At 34.7% G+C, this 20550-nt stretch carries 17 protein-coding genes, 4 pseudogenes and 1 other annotated feature; of the genes and pseudogenes, 9 read left to right on the top strand and 12 right to left on the bottom strand.

Annotated elements, in window-relative coordinates; all coding sequences use genetic code 11:
* Positions 1-45 precede the first annotated feature (45 nt).
* Both ACEWFJ_RS11765 and rraA read right to left on the bottom strand, forming a co-directional pair.
* On the bottom strand, positions 46-1698 hold the full coding sequence (locus ACEWFJ_RS11765; RefSeq protein WP_473688563.1) for a DUF4430 domain-containing protein: 1653 nt from the start codon (positions 1696-1698) through the stop codon (positions 46-48).
* Positions 1699-2131: 433 nt separating this feature from the next.
* The gene (rraA, locus tag ACEWFJ_RS11760; RefSeq protein WP_473688561.1) at positions 2132-2647 is read right to left on the bottom strand and encodes a ribonuclease E activity regulator RraA; all 516 of its coding nucleotides are present in this window, start codon (positions 2645-2647) and stop codon (positions 2132-2134) included.
* Between the two features lie 121 nt (positions 2648-2768).
* Between rraA and ybaK the strand changes: the two are divergent.
* A pseudogene (gene ybaK, locus ACEWFJ_RS11755) lies at positions 2769-3241 on the top strand (Cys-tRNA(Pro) deacylase).
* Positions 3242-3598: 357 nt separating this feature from the next.
* Positions 3599-4897, top strand: a complete 1299-nt coding sequence (locus tag ACEWFJ_RS11750; protein WP_473688559.1) for a histidine--tRNA ligase — start codon at positions 3599-3601, stop codon at positions 4895-4897.
* A gap of 159 nt (positions 4898-5056) precedes the next feature.
* Here the strand turns inward: ACEWFJ_RS11750 and ACEWFJ_RS11745 are convergent, their stop codons facing one another.
* The 8 genes and pseudogenes from ACEWFJ_RS11745 to ACEWFJ_RS11710 all read right to left on the bottom strand — a co-directional run bounded on the left by ACEWFJ_RS11745 (position 5057) and on the right by ACEWFJ_RS11710 (position 11712).
* On the bottom strand, positions 5057-5653 hold the full coding sequence (locus ACEWFJ_RS11745) for a hypothetical protein (RefSeq protein ID WP_098310798.1): 597 nt from the start codon (positions 5651-5653) through the stop codon (positions 5057-5059).
* A 209-nt stretch (positions 5654-5862) separates the two neighbouring features.
* A complete protein-coding gene (locus tag ACEWFJ_RS11740) occupies positions 5863-6657 on the bottom strand; it encodes an SDR family oxidoreductase (RefSeq protein WP_473688556.1) in 795 nt (264 codons plus the stop codon).
* A 57-nt stretch (positions 6658-6714) separates the two neighbouring features.
* A complete protein-coding gene (locus tag ACEWFJ_RS11735) occupies positions 6715-8370 on the bottom strand; it encodes a putative ABC transporter permease subunit (protein WP_473688554.1) in 1656 nt (551 codons plus the stop codon).
* Positions 8363-9087 (bottom strand): annotated as a pseudogene (locus ACEWFJ_RS11730) (ABC transporter ATP-binding protein). Before ACEWFJ_RS11730 ends, ACEWFJ_RS11735 begins: the two are co-directional and overlap by 8 nt.
* A gap of 299 nt (positions 9088-9386) precedes the next feature.
* The gene (locus ACEWFJ_RS11725) at positions 9387-9581 is read right to left on the bottom strand and encodes a hypothetical protein (protein ID WP_098310801.1); all 195 of its coding nucleotides are present in this window, start codon (positions 9579-9581) and stop codon (positions 9387-9389) included.
* 335 nt (positions 9582-9916) lie between these two features.
* Positions 9917-10072: pseudogene (locus tag ACEWFJ_RS11720) on the bottom strand (tyrosine-protein phosphatase); the annotation flags it as partial.
* A complete protein-coding gene (locus ACEWFJ_RS11715) occupies positions 10069-10908 on the bottom strand; it encodes a hypothetical protein (RefSeq protein WP_473688552.1) in 840 nt (279 codons plus the stop codon). The pseudogene ACEWFJ_RS11720 and the gene ACEWFJ_RS11715, both read right to left, overlap by 4 nt.
* A 51-nt stretch (positions 10909-10959) precedes the next feature.
* On the bottom strand, positions 10960-11712 hold the full coding sequence (locus ACEWFJ_RS11710; protein ID WP_473688550.1) for a GNAT family N-acetyltransferase: 753 nt from the start codon (positions 11710-11712) through the stop codon (positions 10960-10962).
* 381 nt (positions 11713-12093) lie between these two features.
* Here ACEWFJ_RS11710 and ACEWFJ_RS11705 point away from each other — a divergent pair, with 381 nt between their 5' ends.
* The 3 genes from ACEWFJ_RS11705 to ACEWFJ_RS11695 all read left to right on the top strand — a co-directional run bounded on the left by ACEWFJ_RS11705 (position 12094) and on the right by ACEWFJ_RS11695 (position 14146).
* A complete protein-coding gene (locus ACEWFJ_RS11705) occupies positions 12094-12921 on the top strand; it encodes a DUF2785 domain-containing protein (protein ID WP_473692460.1) in 828 nt (275 codons plus the stop codon).
* A 77-nt stretch (positions 12922-12998) separates the two neighbouring features.
* On the top strand, positions 12999-13448 hold the full coding sequence (locus ACEWFJ_RS11700; RefSeq protein ID WP_473688548.1) for an NUDIX hydrolase: 450 nt from the start codon (positions 12999-13001) through the stop codon (positions 13446-13448).
* 230 nt (positions 13449-13678) lie between these two features.
* Entirely contained in the window at positions 13679-14146 is a 468-nt protein-coding gene (locus ACEWFJ_RS11695; protein WP_440603948.1) for a GNAT family N-acetyltransferase, read from the top strand.
* A gap of 204 nt (positions 14147-14350) precedes the next feature.
* On the opposite strand, the pseudogene ACEWFJ_RS11690 reads toward ACEWFJ_RS11695, so the two are convergent.
* Positions 14351-15336: pseudogene (locus ACEWFJ_RS11690) on the bottom strand (tryptophan--tRNA ligase).
* 41 nt (positions 15337-15377) lie between these two features.
* Positions 15378-15591 (bottom strand) — a binding site (T-box leader).
* A 140-nt stretch (positions 15592-15731) separates the two neighbouring features.
* Between ACEWFJ_RS11690 and ACEWFJ_RS11685 the strand changes: the two are divergent.
* Positions 15732-16886, top strand: a complete 1155-nt coding sequence (locus ACEWFJ_RS11685) for a 1-deoxy-D-xylulose-5-phosphate reductoisomerase (RefSeq protein ID WP_473688546.1) — start codon at positions 15732-15734, stop codon at positions 16884-16886.
* Positions 16887-16949: 63 nt separating this feature from the next.
* Positions 16950-17399, top strand: coding sequence for a GNAT family N-acetyltransferase (locus ACEWFJ_RS11680; protein ID WP_473688544.1), 450 nt, complete (start codon positions 16950-16952; stop codon positions 17397-17399).
* A 61-nt stretch (positions 17400-17460) separates the two neighbouring features.
* On the opposite strand, the gene ACEWFJ_RS11675 is transcribed toward ACEWFJ_RS11680, so the two are convergent.
* On the bottom strand, positions 17461-17982 hold the full coding sequence (locus tag ACEWFJ_RS11675) for a CGNR zinc finger domain-containing protein (RefSeq protein ID WP_473692458.1): 522 nt from the start codon (positions 17980-17982) through the stop codon (positions 17461-17463).
* A 138-nt stretch (positions 17983-18120) separates the two neighbouring features.
* Here ACEWFJ_RS11675 and ACEWFJ_RS11670 point away from each other — a divergent pair, with 138 nt between their 5' ends.
* Both ACEWFJ_RS11670 and ACEWFJ_RS11665 read left to right on the top strand, forming a co-directional pair.
* On the top strand, positions 18121-19308 hold the full coding sequence (locus ACEWFJ_RS11670; protein ID WP_473688542.1) for an MDR family MFS transporter: 1188 nt from the start codon (positions 18121-18123) through the stop codon (positions 19306-19308).
* Between the two features lie 223 nt (positions 19309-19531).
* Positions 19532-19942: a DUF5391 family protein gene (locus ACEWFJ_RS11665; protein ID WP_473688540.1), complete on the top strand. Its 411-nt coding sequence runs from the start codon at positions 19532-19534 to the stop codon at positions 19940-19942.
* Positions 19943-20550 lie beyond the last annotated feature (608 nt).

Raw genomic sequence — 20550 nt, 5'->3', positions numbered from 1 at the left:
ACCTTTCGCAATAAAATTAGGAGCAAATATTTGCTCCTAATTTTGTCAAGCCGCTTTTCTTCTCCATAATACATATGCAGCGCCAATGCACAGTACGCCAAATGCAACTGGCATAGCAGTATTTAATCGAGACATACCTGTTTCTGGTAAACTATGTTTTTCTACTTTCGCTTCCTTTTGTTCAGCTTGATCTTCTACAGCTACAATTGACTGTTTATCCGCTTGTTTTTGAGGTTCCTCTGTTACAGATTGCTCATCACCAGTTGGTTGCTTCGGCTCTTCCGTTGAGTTATCCCCTTCATTGGTTGGTGTTGAAGCGTTTGTCCAATCGAAAATAGACCCTTTACCATTTAAATAGTTCTTATACTGAACAAGTGCTAACATCGCTTGCTCAGTTGCCATACTATCTTCCTCAGTATCGTTTGCCAACCATTTAAATCCACCATTCTCTAATTGATAAGATAGTAAATTTTGAACCGCATTATGATTATTTTTTGTATATGTAGTACTTGTTGGATCTATGCCAGCTGCTGTAAGCCCAAGAACAACTTCTGCTACACTGTTGGCATTTTCTACACCGCCGGATGTAAATCCACCTTTATCGGTCTGTATACTCGCTAAATATTGCTTCGCTTTATCTAATGCTTGCTTTACTTCCGCTTGATCTTGATATGGTGCTAATGCTGAGAAAACCATGCCAGTTACATCAGCATCACTTGGTTCCTCTAATTTCCCCATATACGCCCAGCCGCCATCTGTATGCTGTGATTTTAAAATTGCATTTACTAATGTATCGCGGTTCCATTTCGCATCAGCTGGCACGTCATATTTTTTTGTATCTAATGCAAGTAAACTAAAAGTATATCCTGTAATAGAATCTATTTTCTCAAGGTTATATAATTTTGAAATTAAGTTATTATTAGCAATATTTGTTGGATCACCTTCTACCGCTGAAACTGCTAAAATTGTACGTGCTAACTCAGTGGAAGAAAAGTTATTTTCCTTCTCTTTAATACGCTCTGTTAATGATTGTAAATAGTTTGATTTTATCTCTTTAGAAACTTCTTGACCTGATTGAGCTAGACCAATCACTACCCAGTCACTATCTATACCATCTTTCATCATCTTTTGAGCAGTTTTTACAATTGCTTCATCAACTTTCTTCGTTACATCACCTGTTGTAGGTTCTTGCGGTTTTGTTGCATCAGGTTTGTCTGTACCTGGTTTGTCTGTATCAGGCTGTTTCTTACATGTACCAAGTTCATCTAACACTTGCTGCAAAGTTTGTTGACTCATATTGTTCCAGTCTAAAACAAAACGATAAGCTACAACATCTCCAGCTTCTAGCTTATAGCTATCTGCCCCAACCATCGGTGATTTGTTATTCACTTCATAAGACCAACCGCTCGTTTCACTAGCCATTAATCCATCAATGCCTTTAACGTATACACCATACTTCGTGTTTTCTGCGGTTACTTTACTCCCCATTTCTTTTTGCAGTAAACTATAGGCTGTTTCTCCCTCTTGAATTGCAACTTCTTTTGGACATAGCATAATCCCTTTTTGTGAATCTCCAACAATTGCTAACGTTGCTGTTTTGCCTTCAGCAAAGGCAATATGTACGGTATTTGCAAAAGACAAGAAAACGAATGCAATCGTCATGAATGACATGAATAACCATTTTTTCATGTTTGCCATACTATTTATTCCTCCCTTTCCTAAAAATCGCATAAAAAAATACCCTCAAAGGGGCGCGCATAAACACGCTTCAAACAAGCGTTCAACGGATGCACAGCACCTCTATCTCCATAGGTTATTGTATTTGCATAGGCAAGGTACCCCGTTTATGAAACAATGACTTTTTACATTTTCCGGAAAAAACGCAAAAAGTCTTCTCATTTACAGTAGCGGAATAACATTGAAACTCCGCCGAATTTCCTCTTTTTTACCTAGTGAAACACTATGCTCCTATACAATTCACAATATTACAAAATTCTGTACTATTTTACTATTTTTATATTTTTTTGTCTATCATTTCTCGTATTTGCTTTTTAAGAATACCAATATTCTTGTAACGCTCTTTTTAAAGCCTTATATTGATGTGCATTTGTATCTGAAAATATTTCTATCATTATTTACATTCGAATTTCCTTTTCTTCACATCATGACTCATGGTGAATTTCTTTTTACTTAGAATCACACCATCTTCATCAACATAGACATAATCTCCTGGAATCCAAGAAACCCCTCCAAAGGACACAGGAATATTTGTTTCTCCATTCCCTTCTTTCACGCTTCGCTTTGGCATCGTTGTAATCGCTAAAATACCAAGCTCAATTTTACTAAGCTCTACACAATCACGAACACAGCCATATATAATAATACCTGCTAAATTTCGTTCCTTTGCAATGTTTGCTAAATTATCACCAAGTAACGCACAATTTGTTGAGCCTTCTCCGTCCACAACTAATACTGTACCCTCAGGTAACGTTTCTAGCGCTTGCTTCACAAGTACATTATCATCTTTTACTTTCACCGTTGCAATTTTTCCATGAAACTGCTTTTTCTTTCCATATGATTGAAACAGAGGCTTACATACTTCCACTTCAGTTTCATATGCATCATAAAGATCAGTTGTTCTCCACATCTTTTTCCCTCTTTCCTTTTCAAAATATATGTTACATATTCTTGTCCTTTCTCATTTTCCCTGTCTTATTTTGCAAAATTTTGTATACTAAAAATAAGAACCAAAAAAGGAAGTGTGGAAAATGAGTAGTAAAACAAACGCTTGTCGTTTATTAGATAAGCATAAAACTCCATATACAATACATGAATATGAGTGGGACGAAGAGAATTTAGATGCAAAACATGTTGCTGAGCAAGTTGATTTACAATTAGAACAAGTCTTCAAAACACTTGTCCTTCGAGGAGATAAAACTGGGGTAATTATGGCTTGTATACCTTCACATAAAGAACTCAACTTAAAAGCATTAGCGTCTGCAAGTAAAAATAAAAAAGTAGAGATGGTTCCAATGAAGGAAATACTAGGATTAACAGGATACATACGTGGCGGCGTTTCACCGCTTGGTGTGAAAAAAATTACCCGCTCTTTATTGACGAATCTGCTGCAAATTTAAATCCAATCAGTATTAGCGCTGGAAAAAGAGGATTACAAATCTTTATTGATGGTGCAGACTTTATTAAAATAAGTAATGGAACACTTACATCGATTACTTCATGAAAAACCTGTCTCATACATGAGGCAGGTTTTTCATCCTCACTAAACTTTTCCATACCTCAAACTTTAAAAAAGTGTAGCTTTTATCAGCAGAGAGCTTAATGCCCTTAAGTAACAGGTTAAAAAATATTTGATAATTCAAATTAATTTTGGTATGATATAAAAAAATTTAAGGAGAGATTGCTTATGTTAAAACGTAATACTTCTTTCCAACTTCATCATCATATATAACGCCTTGTATCCGAAGAATTTTTCTTCGTGGGTACAGGGCTATTCCTGTTACCCACGAAGCGACTATAAAGCTATGTGGGTATTTTTATACCTACATAGCTTTTTTTATTTCAAAAAGGAGTGATAAACATGAACTTACAAAACGTAAAAGGAACAAAAGACTATTTACCAGAAGAACAAGTACTGCGTAATACAATTAAGCGGACTTGTGAAGAAACATTTGAAGCTTACGGCTGTAAGCCATTAGAAACACCTATTTTGAATATGTACGATTTAATGGCTTATAAATATGGAGGAGGTGCTGAAATTTTAAAGGAAATGTATACCCTTCGTGATCAAGGCAATCGTGAACTTGCACTGCGTTATGATTTAACAATTCCTTTCGCAAAAGTTGTAGCTATGAATCCAGAAATCCGTCTTCCGTTTAAACGTTATGAAATCGGGAAGGTATTTCGTAATGGTCCAATTAAACAAGGAAGATTTCGAGAATTTGTACAGTGCGATGTAGATATTGTTGGAGTTGAATCCGTTATAGCGGAAGCTGAATTAATGGTAATGGCACTCGATATATTTAACAAATTAAACCTAGATGTAACTATTCAATATAACAACCGTAAGCTATTAACAGGAATATTACAAGCTATTCAAATCCCTCAATCACAAATACAAGATGTTATTTTATCTGTAGATAAACTTGAGAAAATCGGCATTGAAGGTGTAAGAAATGATTTAGTAAATCGAGGATTACAAAACGAAACAATTGATATATTATGTAAGACGTTGGAAACATGTATATCCATGCAGCTCTCTGAATTTGATAAAACATTCTCTGATCCACTTGTAAAGGAAGGCGTTACTGAACTCCAAGAACTTAAGCAATACTTAATTGAACTTGGGATTGAATCTAATACAGTATTTTCTCCTTTTCTCGCAAGAGGTCTCACAATGTATACCGGAACGATTTATGAAATCTTTTTAACGGATGGTAGTATTGCCTCTAGCATTGGTAGCGGTGGTCGCTATGATCATATTATTGGTGCATTTCGAAGCGATAATAAATCTTATCCGACAGTTGGAATTTCCTTTGGTTTAGACGTCATTTATACTACTCTTATACAAAAAGAACGTGCCTCCTCTTCTGTCGATATCTTTGTCATTCCACTCGGAACGCAGGCAAAATGTTTAAAAATTGCACACACATTGCGAACAAATGAAAATTTAAAAGTAGAACTTGAACTAACAAATCGTAAATTAAAACGTGCCCTTAACTATGCAAACAAAGAAAACATTCCCCATGTACTTATTGTCGGTGAAGAAGAAATAAATAACAATGTAGCGGTTTTACGAAATATGAAGGAAGGAACTGAACAAAATATACCTCTTGCTTGTATTGAAAATGGTACGTTAAAACAATATTTATATCGTTAATCGCACCAATCTCTCACATACCATATTTTTTATTAAAAAGTTGTGTTATGTATTTGTTGCAACTAATCATAAAAGGAGAAACGTACACATCTGCTACGTTTCTCCTTTTATTACAAAGGCTATATATAAGATAAGATTTAATTTCATCTTCATTTTTTATTAAAGCTTATTCAAAAATTGATTTAAATCTTGCTTTGTTTTCGTAGTTAACGTTTTTAACTTTTTTAAATCCTGCTTTTGTTTTTCCATTTCAACAATTAGTGGGTATAAATTTTGTTCGATTGTTTTATAATCGGATGGATGTTTTGTTTCAACTTCCTTCTCAACTACATCCCATTTATCAGCAATCTGCTTTCCTAGTTTATTTACAGTTTCTTGTTTCGGATTTGCTTTCAATTGCTTGTCCACTTCTTCTATTAACTGTACAACTTCTGTTACTCCACTTTTCATACTAGCATTTTGCTTTGCATTTGTTGATTTTGTTTCTTTTGTTCCGTTTTTCTCATTTTTCGTTTGTTCTGTATTCGTTGATGTCGCTTCAGTTTTCCCATCTGCACTTGTTGTTTTTGAGTCCTTCTCCTCATTTTTACTCGTATTTGTTTGGTCTGCACTTGTTGTTTTCGCTTCTTCTTGAGCGTTTGTTTGTTCCTTTTTACTTTGATTTGCTTGATCTTTTTCTGTCGAGGTACCGCAAGCTGTAATGGAGAGCATCGCTCCAATCGCCAATGAAGCAATCGATATTTTTTTCAAATTCATAATAAGCCTCCTAAAATTACAATTTCACCTCCCAAATAGTTTTCTATATTCTTACAAAAATTCCTTTTTATTATTTATTACAAACACAAATTTCTCAATAAAGTGAAACTTCCATCAGTGGCGGTTTTTTCATCCCCCACTGATGGTTAGTTGAACCAATCGGGCTTTTACGGACAGTTAACCCCCACCTATCTTCTTCGCTTTTTTCTTCATCTTGAGGTGGGGGTCTTACTGTCCGTTAATGCGGGATAAAATCCTCCTGTCGAATGAATAACCTGCCCCGTTACCCATGCTGCTTCTTCACTTACTAAAAAAGCAATCAACTGAGCTGCATCCTTCGGCTCCCCAACTCTTCCTGTTGGAAACCTTGTTGCAAGATATTGTTTCATTTCTTCATTCATCCACCCTGTATTGGTTGGTCCTGGATTAACCGCATTTACTGTAATCCCCTTTTTCGCAGCAGCAGGTGCAACTGAAGCTGTAAATGTTTCGATAGCCCCCTTTGTTACGGCATATGCAAGTTCATCTGGCATCGGCGCTAATGATTGCCCCGACGTAAGGTTAATAATTCTTCCGCCTTTTTCTTTTGTAAAGTACTTCATAAATAGTGTACTTAACAAAATCGGCGCTCTTATATTTACTGTATAATGCGAATCTAACTTTTCCACATCGATTGAATCATAATTTGCATTTATAGAATACGCAGCATTATTTACTAAAATTGTCGGCTCTCCGAAATGTTCTGATACCCTATATAACAAACGGTTCGGTGCATAAGACTGCGCCAAATTAATCTCAGCCATATCACAACGTACGCCAAAACTTTCAACTTCTTCTTTTAATAAAAACGGTTCATCTCTTTCCATCCCCCAAGGCATTGTTTTATCATAGCGAGGCCAATAAGCAAAAAAGATATCTGTCCCTTTCTGAGCTAATTCTTTGCAAACCGCTGCTCCAATACCATTTAACCGAGTTGCACCTGTGACAATTGCAATTTTCCTCATAGCGACTTCTTCCCCTCATATAATAAATCCTCTGTATAGTAACAGAGGATTTACAATTTATTTAATATTTGCTAGGATACGTTCAGCACCCAGTTGTAAACTACGAGATACAATAACATTTACAATAGTAAAAATAACTAGGATACTTAAAAACATACCCCACATTCCAATTCCTAATAAGAAAAATAACGCACATACTCCACCAACAGTAATACCAACTAATAATACATTAACAAGCCAATTCCAAAGCGTAGTATAACGACCTTTAAACATTTTTTGTTCAGAATCCCAATGAATATCAGCTGTTTGTGCATCCCAGCGTGTGCCAATTAAATTGTTTAACCATAACCCATTTGCACAAAGCAAGAACCAAAGTAAGATAAATACTGGCGACACACCACCTATAATGATAAGCACAAGACCAAAGATAGCTAAAATAGTGGTATTAATGAGCCAAGCTGTAAATACTTTCGCAAAGAAAATGCCGTCTGCCTTGACTGGTAAATAGCGATTGATAAACCAAGTGCGACCTTCTCTTGAAAAAGATGTTGTCGCAATAACGTTTGATCCCATTAAAAACATACCTGCACAAAAAGCAAGACCAAGCGCAAGACTTGCCGTTTCACTATCTTTTGCAAATTTATTTAACCAAGCTAAGTTGCCGTCTTGCACAAAAATAATAAAGAAAAACATAATTGGCATAACAAATGTTTGCACAATACAGTTAATAAAGAATTGTGGCGTGCGAAACAAAATACGAAACTCTTTTTTCACATATGCTTTCCAATGTGAATTTTGTATAGTAGCTTTATTAAAATTCTCAAAAGAAATCACTTCTTTTTTCGCAGTACTATTCGAAAGTCCAATAACTCCTTTTAAATATGTACGCTCCGCAACATAGAAAAACAGTACATAAAACGCGAATGAAATGGCAGCGAAAAGAAGTAAATATAAAATTCCTTTCCACGAAACACTTTCTATTAACGCCATTGCCCCAAAATATGTTGTCGGAAAATAGTTTGTCATTTCTACTAGAAACGAAGATTGATTATTTACAAAATAGTCTGCTGTCATTTGTCCGGAAGCAGCACTTCTATTTTTCCATTGAATAAATACATTAATGCCTACAATCATCAACAAAGTAAATAAACCCATTAACATATTACTTCGATCTTTATTTTTTGCGATATTTGTATAACGCATAATTACTGTCATGAGAAGCGAAGCGAGAACTAACGGAATAATTGGGAAAAATATGTAAACAATTAGAGCGTATACATAATATGTAATAAAAGCATTACTTTGCAACCCATACACAATAAAGATTGGAAATAAAACAAAAGAAGCCATCACATATTGTGTAATTAAAACCGTAATAAACTTTGCAGTAATAATATGGGATGGCTGAAGTGGTAATGGTAATAACATTTCAACGTCATCATTATAATAAAATACTGTTAAAATGGTCGTAATACTAACCACAAACACCCATATACTTCCAATCGCTAACCCCATGCCAATAAGTAAGTTTTCCTGACCAACTTGTTTTAATCCCTCATACATTCCATATGCAAGCGGACCTATAAACAAAAATCCAACACACATAAGGCCCAAAAATGAAAACAAATATACAGCACGCTTCTTCTTATCGGTTAACATGTCGGCATAATTCATTTTTAATAATATTTTTGTTAACATCCAAATCTTATTCATTTTCCGTCATCTCCAAGAACATTTTTTCAAGAGATTCATTAGATTCAAAATGCTCTCGCATTTCTGCTAAATTCCCTCGAAATTGAAGTGTTCCTTTATTAATAATCGCAACTTGATCACATAACTTTTCAGCCACTTCTAGCACGTGCGTCGAAAAAAATACCGTTTTCCCTTTATCGGCATGTTCACGCATCATTTGTTTTAATATAAATGCTGACTTGGGATCTAATCCTGTCATCGGTTCGTCTAATACCCATATGTCTGGATCATGCAAAAGAACTCCGATAATAATAATTTTTTGACGCATTCCATGTGAATAACTTTGAATTTGATCGGACAATGCTTCGTATAAACTAAAACGTTCTGCTAGTGTTCGAATCTTTTCTTGCCGCACATCTTTCGGAACATCGTACATATCCGCCATAAAATTTAAATATTCAATCCCTTTTAAGCGTAAAAACATATCGGGACTATCAGGAACATACCCAAATAACTTTTTCGCTTCAAGCGGCTCTTTTGTAATGTCTTTTCCATTTACAGAAATCGTCCCGCTATCAAGAGAGTGAACACCCGTTATCATCTTAATTGTCGTTGATTTTCCCGCACCGTTTGGGCCTAAAAACCAAATATCTCTCCACTCGGCACTGTTAAATCCAAATTTTTTACCGCAAATTTACTACCATTATAGCTCTTTGATACATTAACAATTTCAATCATCAATATCCATTCCTTCCCTGGTTTTCCAATAATCACTACCTAATTATAGCATAATACATTTTTAGATTTTTATAACTTTTTAGATTTATTAATTATTAATATCCTAGACTTTTCATTTTTAACTTACATACTTTATCCTCATTAAAGGGCAGTAACCCCCCACTGATGGAAGTTTCACTTTATTAAAAATGATAAAAAACGAAGAGGATTATCTCTAAAAAATCCCCATCAAAAACAAAAAAGAGAGTGCTTATATGTTGCACTCTCTTTTCTTTATTTTTTCTACTACACCGTATTTTTCATCCATAAAAATATATATACGAAGCTACTCCAACTACTAAAATGACCCCTAAACAAAGATAAATGATAGAAAGTCTCGTTATATTTCCTTTTGTCGAAGTTCCATAATCTTCTTGCTCAGTTTTCCCAACCATTACCGTTCCAATAACCGTTAATCCTACTATTATTAATATTACTAATATCCATAGTAGCATGTCCCTATCCCCTCCCTTAGTTACAGATTTTATACTATTTATAGTGTTAACAACGTGAATATATTTGTAAATGTTTTGACAATTCTTAAAATAACTACAAATACTATGATTTAGCATCTTTTTTCATAGCAATCGGTTTTGTTTGTATCCATTGCACAATCAATCTCGTAAAAATGTGAGTGCGCAAAATTTCTTCGTCCTCATTTCCAGAAAGCCCATACCTATCTTCTTCAACTTCCTAAAATCCTGAGATGAGAGTCTTATAACATAAAGCATACTCTGTCTACAAGTGAAGAAAAAAAGAGAGCGATTCTAAAAATCGATTTCATCGTTCTTTAGACCCTCTCCCTTAAATTTTCTCTTTCTTCTAACTTGTCTTTCGTAAATCCAATCCCTTGTTCAGCATATTGCTCCACAGAACCATAAATAATGTTAATTTCATTAACGACTGCTTGTAAATACTCCACTCTTATCTCAAACATTGCACCTAAAGAGAAAAGATTGCTTGTATATTTGCAAAAGACGTGCACGGCGTCCCTCGAAATACATAAGTAATTTGTTCATCCCCAAAATCTTGATATACAACTGTACCTCTTTGTGGATGCGTATAATATTCACAATTTCCAATCTTTTGCGGGGAACTATAGTTTCTGATCCATGAGGATGCAGGACGATAACTATAATTTGTATGCCGACATGCCCATAGCGCATATAACTGCTCTTTTGTATCCCAGTATATATACTGTGTTTCACGATTACCAAAACCAACAGACTCTAGCTTCCATGAACTCGGAACTAGAAGCGGTAATGATACAAATTCTTTTTCTTCTGGAGAACACCATATAGAACAACGATTAATTTCGCCTACACTATCTTCTATATGAGCCTGAAAGCTTAGACGGTGAAATGGTAATTTCATTTGTCGTTTTGCTGCCTCTAATTCAAATGGCTGTAATCCATACAAAAATTCCTCCATCTGATGTTGTTCTATAACTCCATTATCAATAGAAATTTCAATTTGCATTTTCCACTTAGAAGTTACATAACTATCATTTCCTTTATAATTTATACCACGCCAATATGTTAGTGTGTTATATCGAAAACATTCTCCCTGCGCTTGGCACAGGCAACTATCAGGAAAAGTTGGTTCCATAATATCCAGAAAAAACTGTTTCACACGAAACATTCCTGTGGGTGTTATCACCTGAAACCAAAGCGTTTCCCACTTCCCGCTCTCCTGCCGTTGTGATATGTGTTCTATATGCCAGTCTGGAAATAAAAATTCAGGATATAAAGGAATTATTCTTTTAAATGTTTGTTTTAACATACAATTCCTCCCCTAAACTTATTTCTTTAGTACTTCGAAGGGGAGCTCTATTTATCCTTTTCTAATCACCCTTGTATATTTCTCTATCTTCCCTAACTGTATACAGTTGTTGTTAGAAAACACTCGTTTCATGGTATCGTTCATTTCGTCAGTGCTACCTACATAATATGAGGCACCAATTTCTTTTAAAATGTATAATGCTTTTTCATGAAGCTTTGTCCCGTATCGTTTACCACGCATATTCGGGACAATACCAAGATAGAACAATCTCCCTTCTTCTACCGTACCTGGCTCTACATGCGGCAGAATAACACCTACTGGATCTTTTCCTTGAAAGGCGACTAAACAATGTTCGTTCCATCTGCCGCCAATTTCTGTTTGAAAAGCATATAATAATTGATCTATAGATAACGTTTCTTTCGTATTTAAAGAAAACTGCATAGATTCCAGCCAAATTGTTTTAAATATGTCTTCTCCTACTTCATCTATTGTTTTCAGCGTAAACGGAACTTCCACATCTGTAACATCAGATAAATCTTTCAGTACCATAACACAACTTTTTTGATGCTGAAATTGTAAACACTGAAACACCTCTTGATAATGTGTATAATTTGGACTTTTTGATGAAATAACGAAATGTAAATGTAAAACTCCTTTATCCGATGCTTTTTTTATCCAATCTTGTACAACCTCTGTAACTTGTTCCTTTGTAAAGGAAACTGTATTATTTTCTTCAATCGTAATATAGTGCGGTTCTCCTACTAATACTTTAAAATCTCGTTCCATATTAACCAATTGGTTCATTCTTTAACCTCTTTCTGTAAAATTTTTAAAATAGCATGTTTTCTATTGCATGAGCAGGAGTTTTTATGAATATGTAGAATATTAGACATTTAATGTTTATAACATAAAGATTCCATTAATAAAGAATTTCTTCATCCGTCATCAATGATTAACCTAAACAATTAGGTTCTTATAAAGTGAAACTTCCATCAGTAGGTTTTTTCACCCCTACTGATGGAAATTCCACCCAATCGGGCACATGCCAGCAGTTATCCCCCACCTATCTTTCTCGTCTCTTTTTGAACCTTGAGGTAGGGGTCTTACTGCCCGTTAATGCGGGATAGACACTAGAGTGTCTTATCGATAAAGCTATAACGAGGGGGAGCACCATTGAATACCATTATGTTGCTGCAATTACTAGAAACCATTCAGAAAAACGGATATTTACTACCTCAAAATATAGATTTAAATCAATTAAGCTTACATATGCTAGAGCATATCGGAACATTAGACGGATACTTACGTGATCAACTGATTTACTCTACCTTTTCTCACCTTATTTCACGTGATTATTTTCATGAGGCTCAATTAGAAAAGTTACTTATGCTAACTTTAGAAGAACAATATTTATATTGTGGCATCACTTCTGATAACACGAATAGTGTGTTTACACGTTCTTTTACAACATTATTAATTGCGTTGATATTATGTGCAGATAATAAAACAAACTTTTTAACACAAGAAACTATTCTTACTGTAAAAGAAAAATTAGTAGACTATATGAACCAGGAAATTGATTTGCGAGGGTATGTACAACCTTATGGGTGGGCACATAGCATCGCTCATGCGTCAGATGCTTTCGATGCCCTTATTCATAATCCAAAATTACCGCCACAATATTACGAAGAACTAACCCATTGCCTTTTAAATAAAATATTCGTTTATTCCATTGTATATCATTCTGATGAGGATGAGCGCATTATTACCCCTCTTCTTTCTATGATATCCCTCGGTTTCTCGCAAAAGCAGCTATTCGATACAATTGGCATCAAACTAAACTTGCTGCCAATATATAAAGCGAGACTTCCAATCAATGAATATTGTAATCTATGCTCAAATATAAAAAATTTCTTGCGTAGTTTATATTTTAGATCAGTACATAATATTCAGCTGGCTTATACAGCATCGCAAGCAGAGGTGATGTTAAAAGAACTACCAACATTTTATTAATATACGGAGGTTTACTCCATACGAAACATACTTACAATTTGCGCGTATGTAATATAAACAAAGGAAAAGGTGTATATATGGGATATGTCGAAGAAATGCGCAGCTTAGTTGGAAATCGTCCACTCATTTTAATAGGTTCACATGTGATTATATTAAACGAAAACAATGAAGTACTCCTTCAGCTTCGCAGTGATTTCAATTGTTGGGGCATAATTGGTGGTGCACTTGAATGCGGTGAAACGCTAGAAGAAGCCGCTAAACGAGAAGTCTATGAAGAAACTGGTTTACTTGTTAAACATTTAGAACTATTTCAGAATTTTTCTGGGAAAGAATTCTTCAATGTTTACCCAAATGGAGATCAAGTATATGGTGTTCTTGCTACATATATTTGTCGTGATTTTGAAGGAACATTACGTATCGATCACGAGGAATCAAAAGATTTACGATTCTTCCCTATTCATAATCTTCCTACCAATTTGGGATCATTACATAAATTAATTTTAGACACTTTTTTTAAAAGTATATAGATAAAAGGTGTTCAGTTAAAAAAATGTTTTAAACTGAACATCGCTGGTCTAATTGGATTTCTTTATTTTCTTAATTTAAATAAAATAAAGATTTAGACTGGTGAGTAATGGATATTTCATTATTTTTGATTTTCGATAATGATGCGTTATGTAACTCTACATCATTTTCATGAGATTTAAATGATACCGGATCCCCAAAAATCAAATGTAAAAACTGGAGGTTATCATTCATGTCTCAAGTAAGTTTGAAAAAAATAACTTCTGAAAACTGGCGAGAGGCTCTTGGGCTTTCTGTAAATATTGAGCAACAAGAATTTGTTGCTGCAGTTACACCTCCTGTTGCTATTGCTCTTGCTAAGGCATACATTAGACCAGACGATAGAATTATCGAACCTTATGGGATCTACAATCAGCAGAAAATAGTAGGTTTCTTTAATCTACACTATACACCTGATAGCAAAGAAGACTTTTGGCTTTTTCATTTTTTCATCGATAAAAGATTTCAAAGAAAGGGATTAGGGTCCTCTGCGCTAGAAGTGTTGATTAAGCATATCAAAGATACGCATCCTTCTTGCCATTGTATTCGTTTAACTGTACACCCTAAAAATGATGCAGGTAAGAAATTCTACACAGAGTTTGGATTTACCGATGATCATATACTTACATACGGGGAGCTGACATATTCCTTGTATATTTAGAAAATTATCAATCAGGCATGACAACTACCGATAACCTTGATTATGTGAATGAAGGTTCTTCAGATCTTCTGAAGGGACTTTTAAAGGTTTTGCGATACATTGATTTTATGTTAACAAAAGGTGCTTTCATGTACAGAAAACACCTTTTCGGTCTACAACTATTTTTTAATAAGACAAAAGAAACTAAATCTTTTCCTTTTCACATTAACACCCAATCCGTTTTTTTATTTCCACTAAATTCTTCTTAGCAATTTCTCTTGCACGTTCTGCTCCTTTTTTGATTGCTTCCTGAAGCAACTGTGGTTCATTCATGTACATTTCATATTTCTTTCTTGGCTCCTCTAACTCCCGATTAATAACTCGAAGTAGCTCTTTTTTACATCACCCCAGCCGATGCCCGTCGCATATTGTTCTTTCATTAATGTAACTTCCTCTGCTGTAGCAAACTCTTTATACAACATAAATAATGTTTCAAGTTCCTTCGGTTCACTTGGTAAAGATGAATCCGTTTTAATCTTGAAAATAAGCTTTTTCAACTTTTCTGGCTCTTCAAATAGCGGAATAACATTTCCATAACTTTTACTCATTTTCCGTCCGTCAAGACCTGGTACAATTGCTCCTTCTTCTTGAATGATATACTCTGGCAATACAAATACTTCACCAAACGTGTTATTAAAATACGTAGCGATATCTCTCGCAATTTCTACATGCTGAATTTGATCTTTTCCGACTGGAACATAGTTTGATTGAAATAATAAAATATCAGCAGCCATTAAAATAGGATACGTATATAATCCCATGTTTACACCAGTATCTACATCTACTCCCGCTTCTATATTTTGATCGACCTTTGCCTTATACGCATGCGCCCGGTTCATTAAACCTTTTGGAGTAAGACAAGCTAAAATCCAGTACAATTCTAGAATTTCAGGTACATCTGATTGACGATAAAAAATTACATGCTCATCTAAGCCTAATGATAACCACGTCGCTGCTACTTCCTTCGTATATTCACGAAATTTCATTGGATCTTGCACTGCATTTAATGCGTGATAATCAGCAATAAAATATAATGCCTCTCCTTCTCTTTGTTTAGAAAGCTGCAAGGCTGGTTTAATTGCTCCAATATAATTTCCAAGATGCGGATGTCCAGTTGGTTTAATCCCTGTTAACATAACATTTTTATTCATAACTACTCCTCCTTTATCACGCAAAAAAGTCCCTCAATCCTAAAAAGGACGAGGGACTCCCGCGGTACCACCTTTATTAGCTACAATTACATAGCTCTCTTTACGATTCGAATAACGTCGAAACAACCGTCATAGCCTACTCAGTTCAGCATGAAGCTCCAGAGTCCATTCCATATTTTTCTCTTACTGATTCCCACCAACCATCAGCTCTCTGTGAAGTTCCAAATATGTACTCTTCTCTATCGTCGCTTTTTCTTTTGAATTTTCCTTATTATACCACAGCAATTTTTCACACAAAAGAGAACTTTCTGTCTTATTGTGCAGGAATTTTCCTTTTTTTATCTAATTAGATAAAGGTTTACGGAAAGGATTCATACAACTACGGAGGATTAATTATGGTAAAATACATTTCAATTCTTGGATCAACTGGCTCGATTGGGACATCAGCACTAGATGTAGTTGCTGCTCACCCAGAACACTTTCAAATTATCGGTCTAAGCGCAAATAAAAATATTGATATGCTAGAACAACAAATACATACATTTCAGCCGCGTATTGTAAGTGTGAGTACGAAAGAATTAGCACATACACTGCGCTCACGAATTTCTACTAGAACAAAAGTTGTATATGGAGAAGAAGGCTTGATTGAAGTTGCTACGCACCCCGATAGTAATCTTGTCTTAACTTCTGTCGTTGGCGTAGCAGGGCTTCTTCCAACAATTGAAGCTTTAAAAGCAAAAAAAGATATTGCAATTGCTAATAAGGAAACATTAGTAGCGGCTGGACATATTGTTACGGAATTAGCAAAAGAAAATCATTGTCGCCTTATTCCGGTAGATAGTGAACATTCAGCTATTTTTCAATGTTTAAATGGTGAAAATAATAAAGAGATTGAAAAATTAATTGTAACTGCTTCTGGCGGTGCATTCAGAGATAAAACACGCGAAGAAATGGCACTGCTCAAAGCGAAAGATGCACTAAAACATCCAAATTGGCTAATGGGAGCAAAATTAACGATTGACTCTGCAACATTATTAAATAAAGGCTTTGAAGTAATGGAAGCACGCTGGTTATTTGATATTCCTTATGAAAAAATCGATGTTATGATTCATAAAGAAAGCATTATTCACTCTCTTGTAGAATTTGTAGATGGTTCTATTATCGCTCAGCTCGGGGCACCTGATATGCGTATGCCTATTCAATATGCATTCCACTATCCATCACGTTTACCATCTTCCTTCAAAAAGTTAAATTTATTAGAAGTTGGCAGCTTGCATTTTGAAAAACCTGATTTAGAGAAATTCCCTTGCCTCCACTACGCTTACGAGGCTGGGAAAGTTGGTGGTACAAAACCAGCTGTACTAAATGCTGCGAATGAAATTGCAAATGCTTTATATTTACAAGACAAGATTTCATTTTTTGACATTGAAAAAACAATTTATTCTGCATTAGAATCTCACCATAATATTGCTAATCCTTCATTAGAAGAGATATTAGAAGCTGATCACTGGGCACGTCAATATGCCAATGAATTGCTTGTAAAAAATTAGAACTAGTTATACGAAAGAGTGAGAATCCTATATTCTCACTCTTTTCATAAAGGGAGCCTCCACTTGATACGAAAATTATCTCCTTCTTCTATTGAAGAAGCTGCAGAAATTTTGGAAGTTCAAATTTCCGCATATAAAATTGAAGCACAGTATATTCAAAACAATTCAATTCCTCGATTGTATGACACTATTTTTGATATTCAAAATTGTAATGAAATCTTTTATGGATACTTTATTGATGATAATTTAGCTGGGTTTATTTCATTTCTATATGAGGATGATGTTGTTGATATTCATCGCCTCGTTGTTTCACCTACATATTTTCATAGAGGAATTGCAACGGAACTATTGCAACATCTATTTCAACTCCATGAAGAAACAACACCTTATATTGTACAAACTGGTAAAAAAAATACACCTGCTATTGCTTTATATAAGAAACATAATTTTATAGAAACAAAAGAAATTACATTACCAGATGGACTCGTTCTTGTACAGTTGAAAAAACCATAGCATACTGTTCAACTTAGAAAGCAAGAGAATAGCCGAAGCTTTGCAGCACTGCAAGCTTCGGCTATTTGATATAACTTGAACTTGCTTTTCTCTTCGCACGATGTCTCTTCACTTTTGCAATTGTTCCGCAAGCTCTTCCCCCTTCTCCTTCAGCGTACATGCCGCACCAACGTTTACTACCGTTACGAGATTGATCGTAAAACACCCACTTACAATCCGGACAAGCTTTCAATCTTCCCCACTGTTTATTTACAATCGCAGAAGCAATAATCCGCAATAAAAATGTATATAAATTTTCCTCACCAATTGCTTGATATGTAATCCCATCTTCTCCATCCACAGTCATTACTTGTAATGGATATTTCTCGAACAACGGCTTTAACGACTTCTGCCGTTCAACCGCCTCTCGAATAGTGCCGCGGAAACTTTTTACTTCCTCCACTGAACCAAAAGGTAACTCTTCATTCCATTGTTCATTCATAAACAAATATACATTTTCTTCTGTTTCAAAAAAATCAACCGGTTTTCTCGTTTCATTTGGGATTCTCCATGTATTTAAAAACGCTCTTATACTTTCTAACATCTCTGGTGCAGTTTGGTTGCTACTCAAAATCACCACCAACTTTCCATCGTTTACTTTTTTCTTATTTTCAGTATAATCATAACATAAAAATGTTAACCATTAAAATAAATAAGAGGTTAACAAAAAGAGGTGGATATTTTGAAATCTTTTTCATTACCTATTCGTTTTGTATTATTTTCTACTTTTTTTATGACGCTTGGTCATTTTGCAGTAATGGCTTTTCTAGCTATCTATTTATCTAATTCTTTACATTTTTCTGCTATGCAAGTTGGCACAATTTTAACAGCGCTTACAATTACCTCTCGAATATTTCCGTTATTTACAGGAATACTTGCAGATCGGGTTGGTTATATCATCATGATGATAACCGGAACCATTTTACGAGGTATTGGCTTTCTTTCTCTAGGGATATTTTCTGGATTTTATACTATTATGCTTGCAACAATATTCATTGGATTTGGAACGGCTTTCTATGAACCATCTGCACGTGCTATTTTTGGTTCTCAGCCTGCTCATATAAGAAAGGATACATTTACATACTTAAATCTCTTCCTTAATGGCGGAGCAATCATTGGACCAATTGCAGGTAGTGTATTGCTTCATTTGGATCCACTATATCCATTCTTATTTACTGGATTACTCATGTTATTTTTAGCATTCCTATTCTTTCTTCTTAGATCTCACTTTCATGTTACTGTACACGAAACACAACTTTTAACGGGAATAAAAGTGGCTATGCAAAACAAGCTCTTTCTATCTTTTTCACTCATTATGGTGTTTTTTTATACGATGTTTACACAACTTACGGTTGCATTACCGCTTCATATGAACAATATAAGCCGCGACCAAGACTTAGTAGGACTCGTCATTACAATAAACGCCATTACAGGTTTTTTATTTATGATTGCATTTAAATATCTCTTCAAAAAATATCATGTACTTTCTCTTGTAAAGTATGGTGTATTACTAATGGGACTTTCTTTCCTTCTCATTCCAATCTCTTTTCATCCATATTGGCTATTGGTGTGTGTCATCTTATTTACTATCGGAGAAACACTCGTACTACCTAATGCGGATATTGCTGTAGCAAACTTTAGTAACGAACAATACACAGCAACCTATTTTGGTTTCTTTCAACTATCGCTTGCCCTAGGATTTACTATTGGAAACTATACAGGGACTTTCTTTACGAAATATTGGAAAGATATGAGTTTTCCTTGGATTATTTTTGGTCTTTTAGGCGTGGTTGGATTTTCACTCCTTCATTTTTTGAAACCAAATGTTAAAAGGAATGAAGATCCATTGAATATAAAACAGAGTATGTAATGTTCTTACATACTCTGTTTTCATCTTCACATGTTTTAAATTAATCTACCATAAACCCAAAAATAACCTTTTTTTCATATATTTGTTATAATATAAAAATAGAATACTTACTCTAAATGAATAATGTAGGAGCTATTCACAACTGCTGACGTTCTCAACTTTAGGATACTATTCTATAACCCTCTTAATTTTACGAACGATCTTGAAAGGAATGAAACATATTATGACAAAAGAAACAAACAAATCTCGTATTATTTTCATGACTTTGGTTTCCGCATTGCTCTTCTCTTCTTTGTTGGTTACAGCTTCACTTTCCCCACTCGCTAATTCCGGACCTAGTGCTAATAAATTTGGCACGATGGGTATGTGGACAGCGATAGGCATGGCTCTTGCCACCTATCTCCTCCCTTTAATTCTATATATAGTAGGATTGAATGTAATGAAATTCGTTATGGCAGTCTTTTGTGGATTAGGACTGCTTATAAACTCCGTAATACTCATAGTCGTTTTAACAATGGGTGGCTTTCCTATTTTACTAGGACTTTGCATAGCTACATTAATCGTTAATGTTATGTGGTATTTTGTAGCTTTTCGTTCGCCATCAAAGCTTAATCACCAAAAGCGTTTTATCTAATATGACGAATTGTTTAAAATAAAAATTAAGATTCACCATTATATGTCATGAATAGGTAATGATTGCACTAAAATAAAGCATTAGACTAAATAGCAGATATGCGATTTTTATACGAGAAATAAGGACAATTCAGAGAAATCATACTTACTAAACCAAATATGTATACATTCTTGTATAAAGCTTTCAAAAGAGAAAAGGCTTAATTCTTAATGAATAAGGGATTAGCCTCTTTGTTTAACATGAATATCACTGATTATGTAGTCTGCGCTATGATTCTTAAATAACAAAGAGGCTTGGAGACATAAGATCTCCAAGCCTTTTTCTAACCATTATTCAATGAAATACATCTTCCCGTTTACCTCAAGAGACACTGATGATTGCTTCATCTCTTCTTTTAGGGATTTCGCATATGCTACCACTTCATTAATCGTCTTCTTATTTAAGTTTTCGGCAAAACGCCTATATTGCGCACTAATATATTTTCTGGAAGTTAGAACCTCAATTTTCTAAAGCTTAGGGTTTTTTGAGCAATAACGAGGGTTTATGGCGATTCCAAACAGATGATTTATTTATCGTTCTTTGGATGAATTTTATATATCCAAAAGTCA

It is taken from the genome of Bacillus sp. EA-CB0995 (assembly GCF_055814245.1).
The sequence above is the reverse complement of the archived record's forward strand: the minus strand, read 5'-3'. Positions and strand labels throughout refer to the sequence as shown.